Genomic DNA, 20,534 nt, shown 5'->3' with positions numbered 1-20,534 from the left:
ACCACAGCACATCCAACCGAATGAGGATGAGAATGGTCCGCCATCTTCCCACGCTCTCGATCGCGATGTCGGTGACGTCGCTGGCGCTACTCGTCACGCAACCGGCCAAGGCGGAAACCGTCACGCTCGGTATCGGAACGCAGGACACCACGACCAACACGGTGACCGCTGGCGTCGTCATCCGTCAGCTCCATCTCCTGGAAAAATATCTGCCCAAGGACGGCAAATACGCCAACATCAAGTTCGCGCTGGAATGGCAGAACTTCACCTCGGGTCCGCCCGTCACCAATGCGATGATGGCGAACAAGCTGCAGATCGGCATGATGGGCGACTACCCCCTGATCGTGAACGGCTTCACCTTCGAGAGCAATCCCGAGAGCAAGAGCCGGCTGATGGGCATCGCCGCCTACAGCCTGTCCGGCTCCGGCAACGGCATGGTGGTTCACAAGGATTCGCCCTACTACGACCTCGCCGATCTCAAGGGCAAGCTGGTCAGCGTTCCCTTCGGCTCCGCCGCGCACGGCATGGTGCTGAAGGCGATGCAGGATCGCGGCTACGCATCGGACTTCTTCCAGCTCGTCAGCCAGAGCCCGGAGGTCGGCTCGACCAATCTCCAGGAGAAGAAGATCGATGCGCATGCCGACTTCGTCCCCTTCGCCGAGTTGCTGCCGTTCCGCGGCTTCGCGCGCAAGATCTTCGACGGCGTCGAGACGAACTTGCCGACCTTCCACGGCATCGTGGTCCGCACCGACTTCGCCGAAAAATATCCTGAGGTCGTCGTGGCCTATTTCAAGGCGCTGATCGCCGCCAATCAGTGGCTGCGCGACGATCCCAAGCTGGCCGCCGAAAAAATCCAGGAATGGACCGGCATCAACAAGGAAGTCGTCTACATCTTCCTGGGGCCGAGCGGCAACATGACCACCGATCCGACGATCAAGCCCGCTCTGATCGATGCCGCCACGGCCGACGTCAAGGTTCTGCAGAACCTCAACCGCATGAAGGAATTCGATCCGAAAAAATGGGTCGACGACAGCTACATCCGCAAGGCCTATGCCGAGATGAAGCTCGACTACGACGCACAATTGGCCAGCACGAAGAACTACGAGATCTCCGGCGAAGATGCCTTCTGCAAGAAGCCGATCGCCGATCCGCGCAAGGCCGGCGAGGTCTGGGTGGATGATGCCGGCATCTTGCCCTTCTCGTCCGCCGCCTGCACCCTCGGTGCGTACGCCGACTACAAGGCCAAGGGCAAGAAGATCAACGTCGCCTATGTCTTCGACACGACGCGCGGCATCAAGCTGTTCGCCGACCAAGCCTTCTTTGCGGTCGGCAACGGCGAGGTCGCCCCGTTCCTGCTCAAGAAGGACGCCGAAGCCTATGCCGCCAAGGTCGGCGGCAAGGTGCTCGGCTTCGACGACGCGGTGAAGGCCGCCGTCGGCGGAGGCAAGACGTGAGCAGTCCCGCCCTCCTCAGACATCCCGAGGACAGCATGCCGGCAACAGCCATTGCAGAGGCGGGACCAGCGCCCGCCGTCAGCGCCCAGCCTGCGGCGCCGCCTACCTTCGGCACACTCGCGCTGCGCTGGTACCGGCTCAATCGGGCTGGGCTGCGCGCGACCGCAATCGGCGTGATTTCGCTGCTCGCGCTCCTGCTGGTCTGGCATCTGCTGACCACCTATCGCGTCGTGTTCTTCGTGCGCTTCACCAACGTGCCCTCGCCGCTCGCAGTCTATGCAAGCTTCAACACGGCGATCCACGATCCCAAATTCCTGATGCACATCGTGCTGAGCTGCCGGCGCATCTTCATCGGTTTCTCGCTCGCCGCCATCGTCGGCGTCCCGATCGGGCTGATCATGGGCCGCTTCAAGCTGGTGCACGAGATCATCTTCCCGGTCGCGGAAGTGCTGCGGCCGATCCCGGCGATCGCCTGGGTGCCGATGGCGATCATGCTGTGGCCGACCAACGAGCAGAGCATCGTCTTCATCACCTTCCTCGGCTCGTTCTTCCCGATCCTGGTCAACACGCTGCACGGCATGTCGCTGGTCGATCCCGTGCTGGTGCGTGCCGCGCAATGTCTCGGCGCCCGCGAGCGCTCGATCTTCCGCGAGGTGTATTTCCCGGCCTCGTTGCCGCACATCTTCACCGGCCTCACGGTCGGCATGGGCGTCGCCTGGGTATCGCTGATCGCCGCCGAGATGATCTCGGGTCAATACGGCATCGGCTACTTCACCTGGGAGGCCTATTCGCTGGTCCAGTACGCCGACATCGCGCTCGGCATGATCGCAATCGGCGTGCTCGGGCTCGGATCGAGCGTCCTGATCAGAGGCGCCGGAAAATTGGTGATGCCATGGAGGTCGACATGAGCGAGATGATTGCGGGCACGCCGAAGGGCCATGTCGAGGTCAAGAACTTCTCCCTCGCCTACGAGACCATCGAGGGACCGGTGCAGGCCGTCACCGATACGCAGATCCACGTAAAGCCCGGCGAGTTCGTCTCGATCGTCGGCCCCTCCGGCTGCGGAAAGTCGACCCTGCTCAACGCGGTCGCCGGCTTCCTCAAGCCCACCACCGGGATCGTCACCGTTGACGGCGAGAAGGTCAGCGGTCCCAGCGCCGAGCGCGGCATGGTGTTCCAGCAATATTCGTTGTTTCCCTGGAAGACGGTGCGTGAGAACGTCGAGTTCGGCCTGAAGATGCGCGGCATGCCGCGCTCGCAGCGCGAGCGCGCGGCGCGTACGCTGCTCGGCCTTGCCGGGCTTGAAGCCTTCGAGAAGCACTATCCCGAAAAACTCTCTGGCGGCATGAAGCAGCGCGTCGGCATCGTCCGCGCGCTGGCGACGGGACCGAAGGTGCTGCTGCTGGACGAGCCGTTCGGTGCACTCGACGCGCAGACCCGCGTCATCATGCAGCAGATCCTCACCAATATGTGGCAGCGGCTCAAGATCTCGGTGCTGTTCGTCACCCACGACATCGACGAGGCGATCTTCCTGTCCGATCGCGTCTATTGCATGACCGCGCGCCCCGGCTCGATCAAGGCGGAGATCCCGATTCCGCTGGAGCGGCCGCGGCAGCAGGCGATGATGATGTCGTCGGAGTTCCTGGCGCTACGCCGCGGGCTGATGTCGCTGATCCGCGAAGAGAGCCTGAAGGCCATGGGCGGCGAGATCAGCGACATGGGCATGCAGGGGCTGAGCATCGAGCTGCATGGGCACTCCCTGGCGGATGTGATCTGATTCAGCAGTCGTGCTTGCCGCGATGACGAGCCCGTAGGGGGGACAAAGCGACTTGTCCGCCGTAGCTCGAAGAGCGAAGGCGGAAGCGCGCCCCCACCTGTCGCCATACTGGAGAGATCGTGGGCACGGCGCTTCGCGCCTTTGCCCACCCTACGGCAGTTCTGCCCTGATCATTTGAACCAATGCACCAGCGCGATGCTGATGCCGAGCAGCAGCAGCAGCGACAGCGTCACGGCTGCGGTCACCCGTCCCCCGACATTGGCGAGCACGCGCACGTCGACGCCGAGACCGAGCGCGGCCATCGACACCACGGTGAGAAAGCCCGTGATCTTCGTCACCGGGCCGACCACAGTGGGCGGAACGATCTCGAGGGAGCGCAGCGTCGCGAGCGCGAGGAAGCCGAGGATGAACCAGGGGACCAGGCGGAAGAAGCCGACGTTGGTCTTCTTGGCGTCGTTCTGCCAGCGCGAGGCGACCAGCGACAGGCCGACGACCACCGGTCCGAGCATCAAGACGCGCATCAGCTTCACCAGCGTGCCGATCTGCGTCGAGACGAGGCCGGCCGGGACCGTCGCCGCCAGCACCTGCGGCACCGCATAGACGGTGAGGCCCGCGAGGATACCGTATTGCGTCGCCGACAATTGCAGCAGCGGGATCAGCAGCGGAAGTCCGAGTACCATCATCACGCCGAGGATGGCGGTGAAGGAGATCGAGGACGCGATCTCGTCGTTGTTGGCACCGATGATCGGCGCCACCGCCGCGATCGCCGAATTGCCGCAAATCGAGTTGCCGCAGGCGATCAGGATCGACAGCCGCGTCGACAGGCCGAGCAGCCGGCTGAGGCCGAAGGTGGCGCAGAGCGCGACCACGACGACCGCGGCGATCGAGGCCAGCAGCGCGATGCCGGAGGCGGCGATGGCGGCGAAGCTGATGGAGGCGCCCAGCAGCATCACCGCGACTTCGAGCAGCTGTTTGGCGCTGAAGGCGATGCCGGCCTGCCAGCGCGGCGCAGGCTTCCAGAAGCTGCGAAGGGCCATGCCGAGCAGAATCGCCATCACCAGCGCTTCGACATAGGGATGCTCGAAAAAGCCCAGTTCCGCCCGCTCCAGCAGGGCCGAGACACCGGCGACAGCGACGCAGAGGAGGATACCCGGGATCAGCGCCGCGATACGGCTTGCGGCGGTGGCCGGCTTGGCATCGGCCGGACTGGATGCTTGATTCTGCGACACAAATCTCTCCCCGAGGAGAAATATTTATACGCAGCGTCAGCTCGATGGGGAATAAGTTTTCGACATATCAGGGCCGAGGGAAGTCCTGTCCTCAGACCGGAATGGTCTGAGTCAGAAGATCAAGCTCTTGGCCAGCGAGGCGACCCGGCTGAAGCCGTCATAGATGCCCGGCTCGAAGAAAGCCGCACGCGCCAGCACGATGCCGGCGACCAGCGACCAGAACAGACCAGTGCCGACCCGCAACAGCATCTTTGACGCACGCGACCGCGGCTGAGTGTCCGTCGCGGACACCAGCTGCTCGCCGAAGGGCTCAAATCCAGTGCGTTCCATAGCTGCCGATCCATCAATTCCTGGTGGGAATGTCGTCGTTTCCCGTCCAAACGGCAATGGAAGCGAATGGCGTTTTTGTCGCGCAGGGGAAAAACTCCTTCCGTCAAGCAGGCTCCGGACAATGGTTTTCTTCTCCCGGCCTACTTAGGCACCGGCGCGCGACTTACAGGGCCAGATAACGCCGCCGGATGGCATCGTTGGCCTTCAGCTCGTCGATTCCGGCGGCATAGACGATCTGCCCCTTGTCGATGACCGTGGCGTGGCTCGCAAGGCCGAGGCAAAAATGCATGTTCTGCTCGGCGATCAACACGGTCGATCCGATGCTTCGCAGCTGACGCAACAGCTCGCCGATCCGCTGCACGATAATCGGCGCGAGCCCCTCGCTCGGCTCGTCCAACAGCAACAGCGCCGGGTTTCCCATTAGCGTGCGTGCGATCGCCAGCATCTGCTGCTCGCCGCCCGACAGGCGTCCGGCGATGCGATGGCGCAGCGGCTCCAGCAGCGGGAAGACGTTGTAGATGCGCTTGATCGGCCATTCGTCCTGGCCTTCCGGCCCCTTCTTGCGACCGATGACGAGATTGTCCTCGACACTGTGCTCCGGAAAGATCTGCCGATCCTCCGGCACGAAGCCGAGGCCGGCGCGCGCGATATAGTGCGGCCTCCGGCCGGAAATCACCGCGCCGCGCAGGCTCACTCGGCCTCGCCGCGGCGGTGCAAGACCCATGATCGCTTTCATGGTGGTGGATTTGCCAGCGCCGTTGCGGCCGAGCAGCGCCATGGTCTCACCCTGCCGCACCGAGAGGCCAACGCCGAACAGGATCTGGCTGGTGCCATAATAGACGTCGAGATCGGCGACTTCGATGACGACGGCACTCATGCAGCCGCTCCCGCGTGCTCGGTGCCGAGATAAGCGTCGATCACGGCGCTGTTGTTGCGGATCTCGTCAGGCGTGCCGGTCGCCAGGATGCGGCCGTAGCAGAGCACGACAATTTTTGGGGCGATCTTGAACACGATGTCCATGTCGTGCTCGATGAAGACGACCGTGATCTTCTGGCTCTCCCAGAGCTCGCGCACCTTGTCGATCATGCGCCAGCGCTCTTCCGGCCCCATGCCGGCAGTCGGCTCGTCGAGCAGAAGCACCTTTGGCTCGAGCACGAGCGCCAGCGCGATATCAAGCAGCTTCTGATCGCCATGCGACAGCGTCGCCGCCGTGCGATGACGCTTGCTCGCCAACCCCAGCAGCTCCATCACATGCTCGGCACGGTCTCGCGTCTCAGGCAAGGGAAAGCGCTTGTGCAGCACCACGGAAGTGCGCTGGTCGGCACTGACGGCGGCGAGCATGGTTTCCTCTACCGTCAGCGACTTGAAGATGCTCGCGACCTGGAAGGCGCGGCCGATGCCGTGCCGCACGATCTCGGGCGGTGAACGGCCGGCAAGTTCGACGCCGTCGAGCAAAACCTGGCCGGAATCCGGCTTCAAGGCGCCGGTGATCAGGTTGAAGAAGGTACTCTTGCCGGCGCCGTTCGGGCCGATCACCGCCGTGAGCGAGCCGTCGGGGAAATCGAGCGAGACGTCGTTCGTCGCCTTCACGCCACCGAAGGATTTTGCGAGGTTGCGGATCTCGAGCATGGCTAGCGCCCCTTGCCTGCATCGCGCCGATCCCAAAGCCATTCGGCGACGAAATCGAGCAGGCCTTTGCGCAGGCCCAGCGCGAAGAACAGGATAACCACGCCGAGCACGATGCCGTGATACTCGGTGAACCGCGTCACGGTGTCGTTGAGCAGGAGCAGCAACACGGTGCCGACCATCGGACCGAGGAACGTCGAGACGCCGCCGAGCATATTGATGAAGATGCCCTCCCCCGAGATCGTCCAATAGGCGAATTCCGGATAGGCGCCGGAGACGAACAGCGCCATCACCATGCCGCCCATCGCGGCGAACAGTGCGGCCAGCACGAACACGGTGAGCTTGGCGCGCCAGACGTCGATGCCGAGGAAACTCGCGCGCGCGGCGTTGTCGCGGATCATACGCAGCGTGTAGCCGAACGGCGATTGCGCGATCTGGCGCATCGCAAGCAGGCCGAGGATGAGCAGCGCGCAGCTCGTGACATAGAGATGAACATGATTGGACAGATCCACGCCGAGGAAAACCGGCCGAGGAATGCCGCCGCGCAGGCCCTGATCGCCGCCAGTGAACGAAGCCCAGGACAATATGGTCGAGTGGATCAGCATCTGGAAGGCGAGCGTGACGAAGGCGAAATAGATCTCCTTCAGCCGCACGCAAATCGCGCCGATGATCGCGGCAACCATTGCGGTGATCGCTAGCGTCGCGATGAAGGCGACCGGAATGGGCACGGCGATCTTCTGCATGATCAGGCCGAAGCCGTAGGCGCCAAGGCCGAAGAACATGCCATGACCGAACGAGGTTAATCCGGTGTAGCCGACCAAGAGATTGAGCGAAGTCGCGAACAGGCCGTAAGCCGAGCAGCGGATGACGAAATCAAGCAGCGCCTTGCTGCCCGTGACCAGCGGAAGGCTTGCCAGCACCGCGAAGGCGATCAGCGCGATCAGGATGTCGCGATAGCGCCCAAGCGCGACGCCGCCGCGTACGGGCACCGAACTCTCGGCGCGTCCGGCCTCGAGCTCGGTCATGCCGCCTCCTTGCCGAACAGGCCGGTGGGTTTCGAGACCAGTACGATCACCATGAACAGATACATCAGGCCCTCGGTGAACAGGGGAAAGCCGAGCGAGCCGAACGACCTGATGAGGCCGAGCAACAGCGCGCCGATCAGCGCGCCCAGGATCGAGCCCATGCCGCCGATCACGGTGACGATGAAGGATTCGATCAGCACCGAGAATCCCATGCCGGGGGTCAGTGAGCGCACTGGCGCGGCCAGCGCGCCCGCAAGGCCCGCCAGCATGCCGCCGAGCGCGAATACGCCGCCATAGATCAGGCCGGTATTGATGCCGAGCGCGGAGACCATGCCCGGATTATGCGCGGCGGCGCGGATCACCTTGCCGATGCGGCTGCGCGCGAGCCCGAGGCCGAGCACGATCGCGGCGACGAGCGCGACACCAATCAGCAGCAGATAATAGGGCGGCACCACGCCGCCGGCGATGAACAGCGGCATCACCTGGAATGCGGCGGGCATGCCCATCGACTTGAATTCGGGTCCCCAGATGATGCGTACCACATCGTCGAAGATCAGCACGAAGGCATAGCAGACCAGCAGCTGCATCAAGACGTCCGCGCCATAAACGCGGCTCATGAAGACGCGCTCGAAGATCAGGCCGAGAGCCGCGGTACCGGCCGCCCCCGCCAGCATCGCAAGTGCAAAACTGCCGGTGAGCTGATAGGCGGTCATCGCGAAATAGGCGCCGAACATATAGAAGGCGCCGTGGCTGAAATTGACCACCTTCAGGACGCCGAAGATCAGGGTCAGTCCGACCGCGACCAGGAACAGCAGCATGCCGATAATGAGGCCGCTGGTGGTCTGCGTCACCAGGCAGGCGGAGCTGGCAAGGCAGCCGGCAAGGGCATCGAGATCCACGGAAGCACTTTCATTGTCGCGCGCCTGGGACGGCGCGGAGGACCAAACGAAAGCGGCTGAGGCGGTCGCCCGCCTCCGCCGCGCATCACATCAGGTGTAGCCCTTGCTCTTCTTCCACTCCGCCTCGAGCTCGAAGATGGTCTTCCAGTCGCCGGCCTTGACCTCGGGCACATAAGGCTCCTGCGGGATCGTGGTACCCCAGCCGATGGCGTAGCCGACCAAGGTGTGGTCGTCGCCGCGCATCGTCACGGTCCCGTCGGCACCGAACGGGCACTTGATGGTGAGGCCCTTCAGCACCTCCGCGATCTTCTTGCCGTCGGCCGAGTTCGCCTTCTTGGCGGCTTCGGCCAGGAACATCACCGCGGTCGCGTTCTGCCACGACCAGTTGGTCGGATATTCGTTGTACTTGGCCTTGTAGGCATCGCCCCAGGCGGCGTTCTCCGGCGTGGTCGGGAACGTCTTGATGTAGCGATTGCCGGAGTGAATGCCCTTCGGCAGGTTCTTCACCACCGTGAGTGCGGTGTAGTCGGCCATGTTGACCGCGAACACCTCCATCTGGCTGAACATCGCGTAGATGTTGGCCTGGTCGATGTAGGAGGTGAGATCGCCGCCCCACAGGCAGGAATACAGCGCCTGCGGCTTGGCTTGCAGGATCTTCGTCACCACCTCGGTGTAGTCGGGCTGGAACAGCTTTGGCCAGGACTCGCTGATGACCTCGACATCGGGAGCGAAGCGCTTCAGGTACAGCGTGAACTCGCCGGTGGTGTCGCGGCCATAGGCATAGTCGGGCGAGCAGGTCGCCCATTTCTTCAAGCCCTTGGTCTTCGCGATTCCAGCGGCGTAGCTGCCGCCGACGATGGAATCGTGGATGCCCTGACGCACGCAACGGAACGCGTTGGGGATGTGCTGCTTCGGATCGGCCGTGAGCGAGGATGCTTCCGAGCAAGTGTGGATGCAGAGCACGCCGAGATCGCGTGCGACCTCGTGCACCGCGAACGATCCGGACGACGCCTCACCGTCGAGCAGCAGCTCGCAGCCGTCGGTGTTGACGAGCTCGCGTGCGACGCGCGCGGCTTCCTGCGGCTGGCCCTTGGAGTCGCGGATCACCATCTCGATTTGACGGCCGGCGAGGCCGCCGGCAGCATTGACCTTCTCCACCTCGAGCATCACCGCATTGCGCGAGGACGTGCCGAGCTGCGCCACGCGGCCCGACAGGATCGTCGGCATTCCGATCTTGACGGTCTTGGCTTGGGCACGTGCCACCCACGGCGCGGCGAAAGTCATCGCACCGGCGCCCATCAGCGCCAATGTTGAACGGCGGCTGATGCCCGGCGTGCGGGTTCTCTTCATTTTCCCCTCCCTCTTGCGGGTCGGCGTTCCTGTCCCTGTCGGAGATCGTGTCGTCTCCGTATTTCCGAGGATTTCAGAGGGTGGGGGGTGACGTCAAGCCAAAGATGAATTACGAGTCAGAATTCATCGAGGGAGGAAATGAGGCCGCCAACCGGCTCAAAACAAGCGCAATGATCAACCTGTCAAGCTTCATCGCCTTTCATGCCCGCCGCGCGCCCGACCGACCTGCGCTGAAATATCGTGGCGAGGAGATCTCCTACGCGGCCTTCGACGCCCGGGTCCGCAAGGCCGCCGGCTGGTTGGCGACACAGGGCGTTGGCGCGGGCGATGTCGTCGCCGTGCTGATGAAGAACAGCGCGGCATTCCTGGAGCTTGTGTTTGCGACCAGCCATTTCGGCGCGGTGTTCCTGCCGATCAATTTCCGTCTTTCCCGCGACGAGGTCGGCTACATCGCCGGCAATTCCGGCGCGCGGCTTCTGATCGTCGACGAGGAATTGGCCGCGAATGCAGCAGGCGCCAAGACGGTCGTGCTGAACGAGATCGCGCAGCAGAGCATCACGCATCTGGCTGGCGACACCCCGCCCGCACCGATGCACGTCCGTCGGCCATCGGACCTGATGCGGCTGATGTACACCTCCGGCACGACCGATCGCCCCAAGGGGGTGATGCTCACTTACGATAATTTCTACTGGAAGTCGGCCGACCAGACTGTCGCACTAGGCCTCAGTGCCGAGACGCGCCTGCTCGTTGTCGGTCCGCTCTATCACGTCGGCGCGCTCGATTTGCCCGGCATTGCCGTGCTCTGGCATGGCGGCTTCATGCATATCGAGCGCAGCTTCGAGCCGGAGACGGCGCTTGCGGCGATCGCAGAGGACAAGCTCACCGCCGCCTGGTTCGCCCCCGTGATGACCACGGCGATGCTCACCTGCCCGACGCGGGACCGTTATGATGTCTCCAGCCTGCAATGGGCGATCGGCGGCGGCGAGAAGACGCCGGAAGTGCGGATCCGCGCCTTCTCCGAATATTTCCGCAATGCGCGCTACATCGATGCCTACGGCCTGACCGAGACCGTCGGCGGCGACACCATCATGGAAACGGGCCGCGAGATCGAGAAGATCGGCTCGACCGGGCGAGCCATCGCTCATGTCGAAATCGAGATTCGCGACGAGAACGGCAATACCTTGCCGCCGAACGTCGATGGCGAGATCTGCCTGCGGGGACCCAAGATCACGCGCGGCTACTGGAAGGATCCCGAGAAGACGGCGTCCGCCTTCTTCGGCGACTGGTTCCGCAGCGGCGATGTCGGCTATCTCGACGACGAGGGCTTCCTGTACCTGACCGACCGCAAGAAGGACATGATCATCTCGGGCGGCGAGAACATCGCCTCCTCCGAGGTCGAACGCGTCATCTACGATCTGCCTGAGGTGCGCGAAGTCGCGGTGATTGGCCTCTCCGACGCCCGCTGGGGCGAGCGCCCCGTCGCTGTCGTCGTGCTCGCCGAAGGGGCGCGCCTCGAGCTCCCTGCCCTCACCGCGCACTGCCGTACTCGGCTGGCGAGCTTCAAAGTGCCCAAACAGCTGATCTTCCGCGACAGCCTGCCGCGCAACCCATCTGGAAAGGTTCTCAAGCGCGTGCTGCGCGCCGAGCTGGAGACGTCTGAATGACGCAAGCCAATGCCAAGGTGACAAGGCTCAACCGCGTCGAGCGCAACGCCTGGACCAAGCAGAAGATCTTTGACGCCGCCACCAAGGTCGTCGGCAAGCACGGTTATGCCGAGGCCTCCGTCGCCCGTATCACGGAACAAGCCGGCGTCGCGCAAGGCACCTTCTACAATCATTTCGGGAACCGACAGGAGCTGCTCGACCAGTTGCTGCCGAAGATCGGCCTCGACATGGTCCAGTTCATCCGCGCCCGCACCGGCAACGCGCACGCGGCGCGGCAGGAGATCGAGCGCTTTGCCGCCTTCTTCGATTTCATCCGCGAGGTGCCGGAATTCCTGCGCATCCTCAACGAGGCCGAGTTCTTCGCGCCGATCGGCTATCAGAAGCATCTCGACAACATCTCGGTCGCCTATGTCCGCATCCTGCGACGGGCCCGTCTTGCCGGCGCGATCGAGCATTACAGCGATGAAGAATTCGAGGCGATCGTCCACATGCTGATGGGCGCACGCGGCTATCTCAGCCGCCGCTACTCCTATTCGGCCGGCGGCGTCACCGCGGTTCCCGACCACGTCATATCCGCCTATCGCAAGCTGATGACGCGCGGCCTCTTCAGTCCATCCGAAGACCAGGACACGCCATGAACATCGACTCTCCGCACAGGCTCGACCTTGCTTCGACCATCGCAGAAGGCGACATCCGCTGCCTGCTGATGGTGCTGGTGCACATGACCGGCGAAGATAAATGGCTCGCCCCGCCGTACCTGCCCAAACGCGATATCCGCCTCATCCCCGACCCCGAGGCCGGCGTGCCGCCGGAGATCCAGGACGAAATCCGCGCCGCGGTGGTCGAGCTGTTCGCAAATGGCAGGCCCAAGCCAGTCATCGCCGATCCCGGCGAGGAGCTGCTGCTGAGGATGATGCGCGCCTGTCTCGGCGAGAACGTCGCGCCAGAATACGCTCCCCTGATGCGCGAGGAGATGGGATTTGTCTCACGCGAGGCGCGCTGGAGCAAGCAGCCCTCGAGCGACAAGCTCGCCGGGCAGCATGTGCTGATTGTCGGCGCCGGCGTCTGCGCCATTGCGCTTGGCGTCGCACTCGGCCATCTCGGCATCCCCTACACCATCGTCGAGAAGAACGCCGAGCTTGGCGGCACCTGGTGGATCAACCGCTATCCCGGCTGCGGCGTCGACACACCGAACCATTCCTATTCCTACTCGTTCGGCTCCGGCAATGCATGGACCCGCTACTTCTGCCAGCGCGAGGAATTGCTTGGCTACCTCCAGAAGGTCGCGGACGAATACGGCATCCGCAAGCATCTGCGCGTCAACACCGAGCTGACCTCGTCGCGCTGGGACGAAGGCAAGCGGCGCTGGATCTCGACGCTGAGAACCAAGGACGGCGAAGAGGCGTTCGAATCCACCGCGCTGGTCAGCGCGATCGGCCAGCTCAATGACCCCTCCCGCGCCCGCTTCAAGGGCGAAGAGGACTTCAGGGGGACGATCCTGCACTCGGCGCTGTGGTCAGATGAGATCAAGCTTGACGGCAAGCATGTCGCCGTGATCGGCACCGGTGCGACGTCGATGCAGCTGGTGCCGTCGATCGCAGGCCGCGTCGCCTCGGTCACGGTCTACCAGCGCAGCGCGCAATGGGCGCGGCCGGTGAAGGGCTATGCCGATCCGATCAGCGAGGGCGCACGCTGGCTGCTGGCGCATCTGCCGTTCTATGTGCAGTGGTACCGCTTCAACATGTTCTGGCGCTACGGCGACGGCCTGTTGCCTTTCCTGCGCAAGGATCCGGCATGGCCGCATCCCGAGCGCGCCGTCAACAAAGGCAACGACCGGCACCGCCAGGAACTGACGGACTTCATCATGTCGGAGCTACAGGGCCGGCCCGACCTGATCGAGAAATGCGTGCCGACCTATCCGCCCTACGGCAAGCGCATCCTGCTCGACAACAATTGGTTCAAGACCTTGCGGCGGGACGATGTCGAGCTGGTCACCGATGCGATCGATCGTTTCGACGAGACGGGCATCGTCACCGCAGACGGCAAGCACCGTCCCGCCGACATCATCGTGGTAGCGACCGGCTTCAAAGTGACGGAAATGGCGGCCCGTCTCAACATCAGCGGCCGCGACGGCAAGGATTTGCGGCAGGCCTGGGCCAACGACAATCCGACCGCTTTCCTCGGCCTCACCGTGCCCGGCTTTCCGAACTTCTTCTGCATGCTCGGCCCCAATTCCGGCCCCGCCCATGGCGGCAGCGTGATCTTCCAGTCGGAGTGCCAGAGCCGCTACATCTCGGCCTGCCTGGTCGACATGATCGAGCAGGACGTCGCTGCGATCGACGTCCGCCAGGACGTGCTCGACGATTATGTCCGCAAGGTCGACGCCGAGCACGAGGCGATGATCTGGACGCATCCGGGCATGAGCACCTATTACCGCAATGCGAGCGGCCGCGTGTTCTCGGCAATGCCATGGCGGTTCGTCGATTATTGGCGCATGACCCACGATCCGGATCTGCGGCAGTACAGGCTGACGACAGGGTAAGGCCGCAATTGTTCTCTACGCCGCCAGCCCGCTCTCCACCGGAGCGAAATCCAGCCCGAGGCTTTCCGCCACCGCCTTGTTGGTGATCCGCCCGCGATGCACGTTCAGGCCGTTGCGCAGATGCGGGTTCTCCAGCACCACGGCAAAACCCTTATCGGCCAGCATCAGGCCGAACGGCAACGTCGCGTTGTTCAGGGCCTGGCTCGACGTCACCGGCACTGCGCCCGGCATGTTGGCGACGCAATAGTGCACGACGCCGTCCACCTCATAGGTCGGATCGCTATGGGTGGTCGGATGCGACGTCTCGAAGCAGCCGCCCTGGTCGATTGCGACATCGACCAGCACGGCGCCGGGCCGCATCGATGTCAGCATCGCGCGTGTGACCAGCTTCGGCGCGCTGGCGCCCGGCACCAGCACCGCGCCGATCACGACGTCGGCGGCGAACACCTCCTCCTCGACCGACTCGATGGTCGAGAAGCGGGTGCGCACGCGTCCGGCAAAGAGATCGTCGAGTTCGCGCAAGCGCGGGATCGAGCGGTCGATCACGGTGACTTCGGCGCCGAGACCCGCGGCCATGCGCGCCGCCTGCGTGCCAACCACACCGCCGCCGAGCACGACGACGCGCGCCGGCTGCACGCCGGGCACGCCGCCGAGCAGCAGGCCGCGGCCGCCGGCCGATCGCTTGAGCGCGGCGCCGGCGGCCTCGATGGCGAGGCGGCCGGCGACTTCGCTCATCGGCGCAAGCAGCGGGAGGTGACCGCTCGCGTCCGTGACGGTTTCATAGGCGATCGCAGTGCAGCCCGAGGCAAGCAGGCCCTTGGCCTGCTCCGGATCCGGCGCAAGATGAAGATAAGTAAACAGAATCTGGCCTTCCCGGAGCTGGGCCCACTCGCTTTTCTGCGGCTCCTTCACCTTCACGATCATCTCGGACTTGGCTAAGACGTCGCGGGCGCTGTCGGCGATATCGGCCCCTGCCCGCCGATACACCTCGTCGGATGCGCCGATGCCGGCGCCGGCCCCGGTCTCGACCGCGACCTGATGACCGGCCGCGACATATTCACGGACCGCGCCCGGGGTGAGCCCGACGCGATATTCCTGCGCCTTGATCTCCTTGGGAACACCGACGCGCATCTTGAGCTCCTTCGCCAACGGATCGATTCCGATCATCATCGTAGCGATGGGGCCGGTTTGGTTTCGTGCAAATATCCGCTAGTTTCCACGCGTCCGCGCCGGTTTCCGGCGCCGAAATGCTCTTTCACGCTGGAAACGAAACCTTGGCCCTCGACCGGAAAGACCTCGCGATCCTCGCGGAACTCACGACCAATGCGCGCGCCAGCCATGCCGAGCTTGCCAGCAAGATCGGCCTGTCGAGCACGGCGCTCGCACGGCGACAGAAGACTCTCGAGGACGACGGCTACATCCAGGCCTACCAGGCCACGCTCGACCTCGGCCAGTTCGGCCTCACCACGACTGTGCTGGTTCGCATCGCGCTGGAGAGCCAGAGCGACGATGCGCTGAAGGCCTTCGAGGCAGAGGTGGTGAAATGCCCCTCCGTCGTGCGCTGCTTCCTGATGTCGGGCACCGACGATTACATCCTCATCGTGCTGGCCCGCGACATCCAGGATTTCGAGCGCATTCACCGGACCGAGCTGTCCCGGTTGCCGCGCGTTGCGCGCGTGCAATCGAGCTTCGCGCTGCGCGAGATCGTCAACCGCGCGGTGCCGATGGTGGTGTTCGGCGAGGCGAAACGCTAAAACGCGATACGATCGGGATAAATCGTCATCGCGCTCTAGTTGTTGCTTAAGCATGATCTTCCGGAAAACCGCTGCGCAGTTTTCCGGATCATGCCTGAGCCGCGCCGGAGGCAGCGAGCCTTACGACGGAAAGTCGGCCGGCTTCACATGGATGCGGTCGGCATGCAGCGACCAGTGATGCAGTGCCTGATCCTTGCAGAATTTCGCTTTCGCCTGCTCCCTGGCCTCGTTCTCGTCGGCGGCGTCGATCTCCAGCGTGCCCTGGCAAACCTCGCTCTGCCGGCCGTACTCACCGAGCACGTTCTTCATGAACTTGACGACATAGGTTGACATGGGACCTCCCTGCTGCCCCGACAGCACACTCTAGTCCCATTTAGGCCGGGCCGGAAAAGGAGATTTTGACGCGGATCAATGTCGGGCGGCGAGTCCCCGCCGCGCTGCCTCCCGGAACGGCAATGTGGCTGTCCCTATCCCGGCGTCACGCCGAAAGCCTGCTTGAAGCGCTCCGCATAGCGCGGCCAGACCTCGGGATTGATGATGCGCGGCGGGCGCTTGCCGTCGACCGTGTCCAGCACCTGCTCGGCCGCGATCCGGCCCATGTTCCGGCGCGCCTCGACCGTCACGCCCGCGGTATGGGGGCTTGCCAGCACGTTATCGAACTGGAGCAGCGGATGCTCCGGCGGCGGGGGCTCCTTGGACCAGACGTCGAGACCGGCACCGGCGATGCGCTTGTCGCGCAGCGCCTGGAGCAGCGCATCCTCGTCGTGGATGAAGCCGCGCGCCGTGGTGATGAAGTAGGCATGCGGCTGCATCAGCGCAAACTCGCGCGTACTGATCATGTTGCGGCTGCCCTTGTCGAGCGGACAGGAAATCGAGACGAAATCGGCGCGGCGCAATAGCTCGTCGAGCTCGACTTTTTCCCCACCCCGCTCGGCCATCACCTCGGCCGAGAGATAGGGGTCGTAGGCCAGCACCTTCATGCCGAGCAGGCCCTTGCAAAGTGCGGCGATGCGGCGGCCGACATTGCCGAGGCCGATGATGCCTACGGTCTTGTGCTCGACCTCGTTGCCGACGAGCTCGTTGCGGTTGACGTCGCGCTCGCGGCGCAGGCGGCGATCCGACTGGATGATGCGTTTGGACAGCGTCAGCATCATCGCCAGCGCGTGCTCGGCGACCGAATGGGCATTGCCGCCGGACTGATTGACGACCAGCACCCCCGCATCGGTGCAGGCCTCGACATCGACCGGATCGAAGCCCGCGCCGTTGCTGGAGACGAGCAGCAGGTTCGGGGTGCGCTTCAGGAAGGCGGCATCGACATGGAAATGCGGGGCGAGCTCGTCGCGGGCGGCGCCGATCTGGTAGACATGCGCCGCGCTCAGGATCGGCGCGTAAAAGTCTTCGGGACTCTCGTTCTCGATGCGGTCGAGCCGGACGTCGGACCGTGCCTTCAGGATGTCGACATAGATCGGATTGGCCAGGTATTTGACGTAGAAGACACGCTTGTTGTTGACGGACATCAGGACCCTTCCGGCTCTCTCAAAGGACTGCGCAAGGTCAGCGCGATGCGCCCGTCCCTGCCTCCCCCCATTTTCCAATCGTCGCCGCTTATGACACGGCGGTGCCGGCCACGGCAGGCGGTCTGGCGCAGATCACGGTGCCGGCCCGGACATGTTGACAATCCCGCCCGCTCCGTCAAGTTCGGCAGACTGCCGCGACGGCCAACGCAATGGCGATGGCAAAGACCAAGAAGCAGGCGCGGCGCGAGGGAGATCGCCATGGCGATTGCGGAACAGCAGACTTCGCCTCCTCAGGCGGCACAGGGGGCCAGCGACGGGAGCTGGCACGGCATCGTCCTGCAAACCCTGAAACGAAACGAGATCAGCCTCGTCCCTTACGTGCCCGACCGCGTGCTGACTCCGTTGATCAAGAACCTGCACGCCGATCCGTTCTTCATCACCTTTGCCACCGCGCGCGAAGAAGAGGCGGTCGGGATCGTTTCGGGCGCCTGGATGGGCGGCCGGCGCGGCGCGGTGCTGATGCAGACCTCCGGCTTTGCGACGCTCGCCAACGTGCTGGCCTCGCTCGCGGTGCCCTACCAGATCCCCCTGATCATGTTCGTGTCCGAACGCGGCACGCTCGGCGAGTTCAATTACGGGCAATCGCTGGTCTGCCGTACCATGCGCCCGGTGCTGGATTCATTGGCGCTCGAGCATCACACCATCACCCGGCTCGACGAACTCGAATTCATCGCCGACCGCTCGATCAAGCAGGCCGTCACCACGCAGGCGCCGGTGGCGCTGATCCTCAACCCGCTGCTCACCGGCGGCAAGGTTTTCGACAAGTGAGCGCCACCATGAACACGCGCAACACGAAGGTCATGAGCCGCTTCGACGTGACCTCGCGGCTGATCGCAAAGCTCGAGCGCGAGGAAGCCGTGATCGGCGGCATCGGCAACACCAATTTCGACCTCTGGGCCGCCGGCCACCGTCCGCAGAATTTCTACATGCTGGGCAGCATGGGGCTCGCCTTCCCGATCGCGCTGGGCGTGGCCCTGGCGCAGCCGGATCGGCGCGTCTTCGCACTCGAAGGCGACGGCTCGCTCTTGATGCAGCTCGGCGCGCTCTCGACCATCGCGACATTGAAGCCGAAGAACCTCGTCATGGTCGTGATGGACAACGGCATCTACCAGATCACCGGCGCGCAGCCGACACCCGCGGCAGGCGTCGCCGACATCGTGGCCATCGCCATCGGCTCCGGCCTTGCCAACAGCGCCTGGGCGGCGGACGAGGAGGATTTCGAGCGGCTGCTCGACGCGGCGATGTCCGCCGCCGAGCCACACCTGATCGCCGTCCGGATCGACGACAAGCCCGGGGTCGGAACCACGAGGCGTGATCCCGTGCAGATCCGGGAACGCTTCATGCACGGGCTCGGCGTGCGCGAGCCACTTTAACGTTTGGTCATTAACTACACGGCGATCTGATGGACGGAAGGTTACCGGCCCGCTGCCATGTGTGCTAAGCGGAGCGAATGTCCATTTTGGTACGTTCATTTGCCTGGCTGCTCGCAGCCGCCGTAACTTTCGCCACACTCGGTCCCCCCGGCCTACGTCCTCATTCCGACCTCGGCCAAGACGGCGAACATGCACTCGCATTCATCCTGGTCGGGCTGGCCTTCGGCCTCGCCTATCGGCGCCGGCGCCTGCTGATCGCGGCGGCCGCCGTGGTCCTGATCGCCGTGCTCGAGCTGATGCAATTTTGGGCACCCGGCCGCCACGCCCGGCTGGCGGATTTCATGGTCGACGCGCTCACTGCCTGCATCGGCTTTGCGCTCGCGGCCGCGGTCGAGTGGCTGCTCACGCGCTTTCGCGCAAGGCCCGTCGCGACAAGCGAAGGCCCCGCGGAGTGACGCTCCGCAGGGCCCATTCTTTCAACCCATAGGACTGTCGCCGATCAGTCGATGATCTTGACGACGCGGCGCGTGCGCGGCTCGACGATCACGCGGCGGTCGTTCACGACGGCATAGCGGTACTCGGTGTAGTTCGGCACGGGACGAAGCACCACGGTCGGCGGCAACGGCTCCCCGACCACGACGCGCTCCTGGATCACCACGGAATCGTTGCGCGGGATTCCGCCCAGCACCGCGTTCGGAATTTCCAGGCCGGCACCAACGGCTGCACCGACTGTGCCGCCAACCATTGCGCCGATCGGTCCGCCGATTTCGCCACCTGCACGCGCGCCGTCCCTGGCGCCTTGTTCGGTCGTCGACTGGGCAAAGGCCGCGCTCGACACCAGCAACGAAGCGGCGGCCAACGTAATCGCAAAACGGGTCTTCATGTTCTTGAGCCTCCAGTGATTGCTATGCGCCTTCAACCGCGGGGCCGGACCGTTGTTCCAGTTCCCTGCGGCGAAAGAGACGCCAGATCTGGAGACTGTTACGGCGTAACAGTTCAAGCCGCGGCGATCTCGTGGCCCGCCATCAGTTCCAGCGCCCGCACCATCGCCGAATGATCCCAGCCCTTGCCGCCATGGGCGGCGCAGGCCGAGAACAATTGCTGCGCCACCGCCGTGCTCGGCAGCGACAGGCCAAGCGAGCGCGCGCCTTCGAGCGCGAGATTGAGATCCTTCTGGTGCAGCTCGATGCGGAAGCCGGGATCGAAATTGCGCTTCACCATCCGTTCGCCGTGCACTTCGAGAATCCGTGAGGAGGCAAAGCCGCCCATCAGCGCCTGCCGCACCAGCGCCGGATCGGCGCCGGCTTTCGACGCAAACAACAGCGCCTCGCTCACTGCCCCGATCGTCAGCGCGACGATGATCTGGTTGGCGACCTTCGTGGTCTGCCCGTCGCCGTTGCCGCCGACGCGGGTGACGTTTCTGCCCAGCTTGTCGAAGATCGGCTTCATGGTGACGAAAGCCCGCTCCGGGCCGCCGACCATGATGGTGAGGCTCGCTGCCTTGGCCCCGACCTCCCCGCCCGACACCGGCGCGTCGAGATAGTCGGCACCGAGCGCCTCGATCTTCTTCGCGAACTCCTTCGTCGCCAGCGGCGAGATCGAGCTCATATCGACCACGATCTTGCCCTTGGAGATCCCGCTGGCGACCCCGTCCTGGCCGAACAGCACGGCCTCCACATGCGGGGTGTCGGGCACCATGATGATCACCGCATCCGCCGCCTCCGCGACCTCCTTGCCGGATTTGCAGGGAATGCCGCCGGCCGCGATCAGCTCCGGCGCAACGGGGGCGACGTCATGCAGGAGCACGCGATGGCCCGCCGCCAGGAGATGGCCGGCCATCGGCCGTCCCATGGTGCCAAGTCCGATGAAGCCGATGTCGATCATGGCCTGATGTCTCACAGTTGGAGGAGCAAAATTCATCCGCGAGCTCGGTG

Annotated in this window: 22 protein-coding genes; 10 read left to right on the top strand and 12 right to left on the bottom strand. The window is 64.3% G+C overall.

The window, feature by feature from the left end:
• The first annotated feature begins 32 nt into the window (after positions 1-32).
• Genes DCM80_RS23155 through DCM80_RS23145 form a run of 3 tightly spaced genes read left to right on the top strand, consistent with a single transcriptional unit; the run spans position 33 to position 3,231 of the window.
• Complete coding sequence (locus DCM80_RS23155) at positions 33-1,454, top strand: ABC transporter substrate-binding protein (protein ID WP_257193855.1); 1,422 nt, start codon at positions 33-35, stop codon at positions 1,452-1,454.
• Entirely contained in the window at positions 1,451-2,362 is a 912-nt protein-coding gene (locus DCM80_RS23150; RefSeq protein WP_257193854.1) for an ABC transporter permease, read from the top strand. Before DCM80_RS23155 ends, DCM80_RS23150 begins: the two co-directional genes overlap by 4 nt.
• Entirely contained in the window at positions 2,347-3,231 is an 885-nt protein-coding gene (locus DCM80_RS23145; RefSeq protein WP_373569368.1) for an ABC transporter ATP-binding protein, read from the top strand. The genes DCM80_RS23150 and DCM80_RS23145 overlap by 16 nt, the downstream gene beginning before the upstream one ends.
• Before the next feature lie 170 nt (positions 3,232-3,401).
• Here DCM80_RS23145 and DCM80_RS23140 read toward each other — a convergent pair whose 3' ends face one another.
• The 7 genes from DCM80_RS23140 to DCM80_RS23110 all read right to left on the bottom strand — a co-directional run bounded on the left by DCM80_RS23140 (position 3,402) and on the right by DCM80_RS23110 (position 9,690).
• Positions 3,402-4,460 carry a YeiH family protein gene (locus DCM80_RS23140; RefSeq protein WP_257193852.1) on the bottom strand — a complete coding sequence of 353 codons (1,059 nt, stop codon included), beginning with the start codon at positions 4,458-4,460 and terminating at the stop codon, positions 3,402-3,404.
• Between the two features lie 111 nt (positions 4,461-4,571).
• Entirely contained in the window at positions 4,572-4,790 is a 219-nt protein-coding gene (locus tag DCM80_RS23135; protein ID WP_028135498.1) for a hypothetical protein, read from the bottom strand.
• Positions 4,791-4,953: 163 nt separating this feature from the next.
• On the bottom strand, positions 4,954-5,667 hold the full coding sequence (locus DCM80_RS23130; protein ID WP_257193851.1) for an ABC transporter ATP-binding protein: 714 nt from the start codon (positions 5,665-5,667) through the stop codon (positions 4,954-4,956).
• Entirely contained in the window at positions 5,664-6,419 is a 756-nt protein-coding gene (locus DCM80_RS23125) for an ABC transporter ATP-binding protein (protein WP_257193850.1), read from the bottom strand. Before DCM80_RS23125 ends, DCM80_RS23130 begins: the two co-directional genes overlap by 4 nt.
• A 2-nt stretch (positions 6,420-6,421) precedes the next feature.
• On the bottom strand, positions 6,422-7,441 hold the full coding sequence (locus tag DCM80_RS23120; RefSeq protein ID WP_257193849.1) for a branched-chain amino acid ABC transporter permease: 1,020 nt from the start codon (positions 7,439-7,441) through the stop codon (positions 6,422-6,424).
• Positions 7,438-8,340, bottom strand: coding sequence for a branched-chain amino acid ABC transporter permease (locus tag DCM80_RS23115; RefSeq protein WP_257193847.1), 903 nt, complete (start codon positions 8,338-8,340; stop codon positions 7,438-7,440). The genes DCM80_RS23120 and DCM80_RS23115 overlap by 4 nt, the downstream gene beginning before the upstream one ends.
• A 90-nt stretch (positions 8,341-8,430) precedes the next feature.
• Positions 8,431-9,690 (bottom strand): ABC transporter substrate-binding protein, encoded by a 1,260-nt coding sequence (locus DCM80_RS23110; protein WP_257193846.1) that lies wholly within the window; start codon positions 9,688-9,690, stop codon positions 8,431-8,433.
• A 170-nt stretch (positions 9,691-9,860) separates the two neighbouring features.
• Here DCM80_RS23110 and DCM80_RS23105 point away from each other — a divergent pair, with 170 nt between their 5' ends.
• The 3 genes from DCM80_RS23105 to DCM80_RS23095 are packed head-to-tail and all read left to right on the top strand — an operon-like array spanning position 9,861 to position 13,896.
• Entirely contained in the window at positions 9,861-11,354 is a 1,494-nt protein-coding gene (locus DCM80_RS23105) for an AMP-binding protein (RefSeq protein ID WP_257193845.1), read from the top strand.
• Positions 11,351-11,992 carry a TetR/AcrR family transcriptional regulator gene (locus DCM80_RS23100; RefSeq protein WP_257193844.1) on the top strand — a complete coding sequence of 214 codons (642 nt, stop codon included), beginning with the start codon at positions 11,351-11,353 and terminating at the stop codon, positions 11,990-11,992. Before DCM80_RS23105 ends, DCM80_RS23100 begins: the two co-directional genes overlap by 4 nt.
• Positions 11,989-13,896, top strand: a complete 1,908-nt coding sequence (locus tag DCM80_RS23095) for an NAD(P)/FAD-dependent oxidoreductase (protein WP_257193843.1) — start codon at positions 11,989-11,991, stop codon at positions 13,894-13,896. The genes DCM80_RS23100 and DCM80_RS23095 overlap by 4 nt, the downstream gene beginning before the upstream one ends.
• A 15-nt stretch (positions 13,897-13,911) precedes the next feature.
• On the opposite strand, the gene ald is transcribed toward DCM80_RS23095, so the two are convergent.
• The gene (gene ald / locus DCM80_RS23090; protein WP_257193842.1) at positions 13,912-15,027 is read right to left on the bottom strand and encodes an alanine dehydrogenase; all 1,116 of its coding nucleotides are present in this window, start codon (positions 15,025-15,027) and stop codon (positions 13,912-13,914) included.
• A 143-nt stretch (positions 15,028-15,170) separates the two neighbouring features.
• Here ald and DCM80_RS23085 point away from each other — a divergent pair, with 143 nt between their 5' ends.
• Positions 15,171-15,650, top strand: a complete 480-nt coding sequence (locus tag DCM80_RS23085; protein WP_257193841.1) for an Lrp/AsnC family transcriptional regulator — start codon at positions 15,171-15,173, stop codon at positions 15,648-15,650.
• A gap of 120 nt (positions 15,651-15,770) precedes the next feature.
• Here DCM80_RS23085 and DCM80_RS23080 read toward each other — a convergent pair whose 3' ends face one another.
• Both DCM80_RS23080 and DCM80_RS23075 read right to left on the bottom strand, forming a co-directional pair.
• A complete protein-coding gene (locus DCM80_RS23080; RefSeq protein WP_257177597.1) occupies positions 15,771-15,983 on the bottom strand; it encodes a hypothetical protein in 213 nt (70 codons plus the stop codon).
• A gap of 134 nt (positions 15,984-16,117) precedes the next feature.
• Positions 16,118-17,167, bottom strand: a complete 1,050-nt coding sequence (locus DCM80_RS23075) for a hydroxyacid dehydrogenase (RefSeq protein WP_257193840.1) — start codon at positions 17,165-17,167, stop codon at positions 16,118-16,120.
• 258 nt (positions 17,168-17,425) lie between these two features.
• Here DCM80_RS23075 and DCM80_RS23070 point away from each other — a divergent pair, with 258 nt between their 5' ends.
• The 3 genes from DCM80_RS23070 to DCM80_RS23060 all read left to right on the top strand — a co-directional run bounded on the left by DCM80_RS23070 (position 17,426) and on the right by DCM80_RS23060 (position 19,055).
• Positions 17,426-17,995: a thiamine pyrophosphate-binding protein gene (locus DCM80_RS23070; protein WP_257193839.1), complete on the top strand. Its 570-nt coding sequence runs from the start codon at positions 17,426-17,428 to the stop codon at positions 17,993-17,995.
• 8 nt (positions 17,996-18,003) lie between these two features.
• Positions 18,004-18,600 (top strand): thiamine pyrophosphate-dependent enzyme, encoded by a 597-nt coding sequence (locus DCM80_RS23065; protein ID WP_257193838.1) that lies wholly within the window; start codon positions 18,004-18,006, stop codon positions 18,598-18,600.
• 77 nt (positions 18,601-18,677) lie between these two features.
• A complete protein-coding gene (locus DCM80_RS23060; protein WP_257193837.1) occupies positions 18,678-19,055 on the top strand; it encodes a VanZ family protein in 378 nt (125 codons plus the stop codon).
• 44 nt (positions 19,056-19,099) lie between these two features.
• On the opposite strand, the gene DCM80_RS23055 is transcribed toward DCM80_RS23060, so the two are convergent.
• Complete coding sequence (locus DCM80_RS23055) at positions 19,100-19,483, bottom strand: DUF1236 domain-containing protein (protein WP_257193836.1); 384 nt, start codon at positions 19,481-19,483, stop codon at positions 19,100-19,102.
• Positions 19,484-19,596: 113 nt separating this feature from the next.
• Positions 19,597-20,484 (bottom strand): 2-hydroxy-3-oxopropionate reductase, encoded by an 888-nt coding sequence (locus DCM80_RS23050; protein WP_257193835.1) that lies wholly within the window; start codon positions 20,482-20,484, stop codon positions 19,597-19,599.
• Positions 20,485-20,534 lie beyond the last annotated feature (50 nt).

Source organism: Bradyrhizobium sp. WBOS08, assembly GCF_024585125.1.
In the GTDB taxonomy this organism is placed as follows: domain Bacteria; phylum Pseudomonadota; class Alphaproteobacteria; order Rhizobiales; family Xanthobacteraceae; genus Bradyrhizobium; species Bradyrhizobium japonicum_B.
The sequence above is the reverse complement of the archived record's forward strand: the minus strand, read 5'-3'. Positions and strand labels throughout refer to the sequence as shown.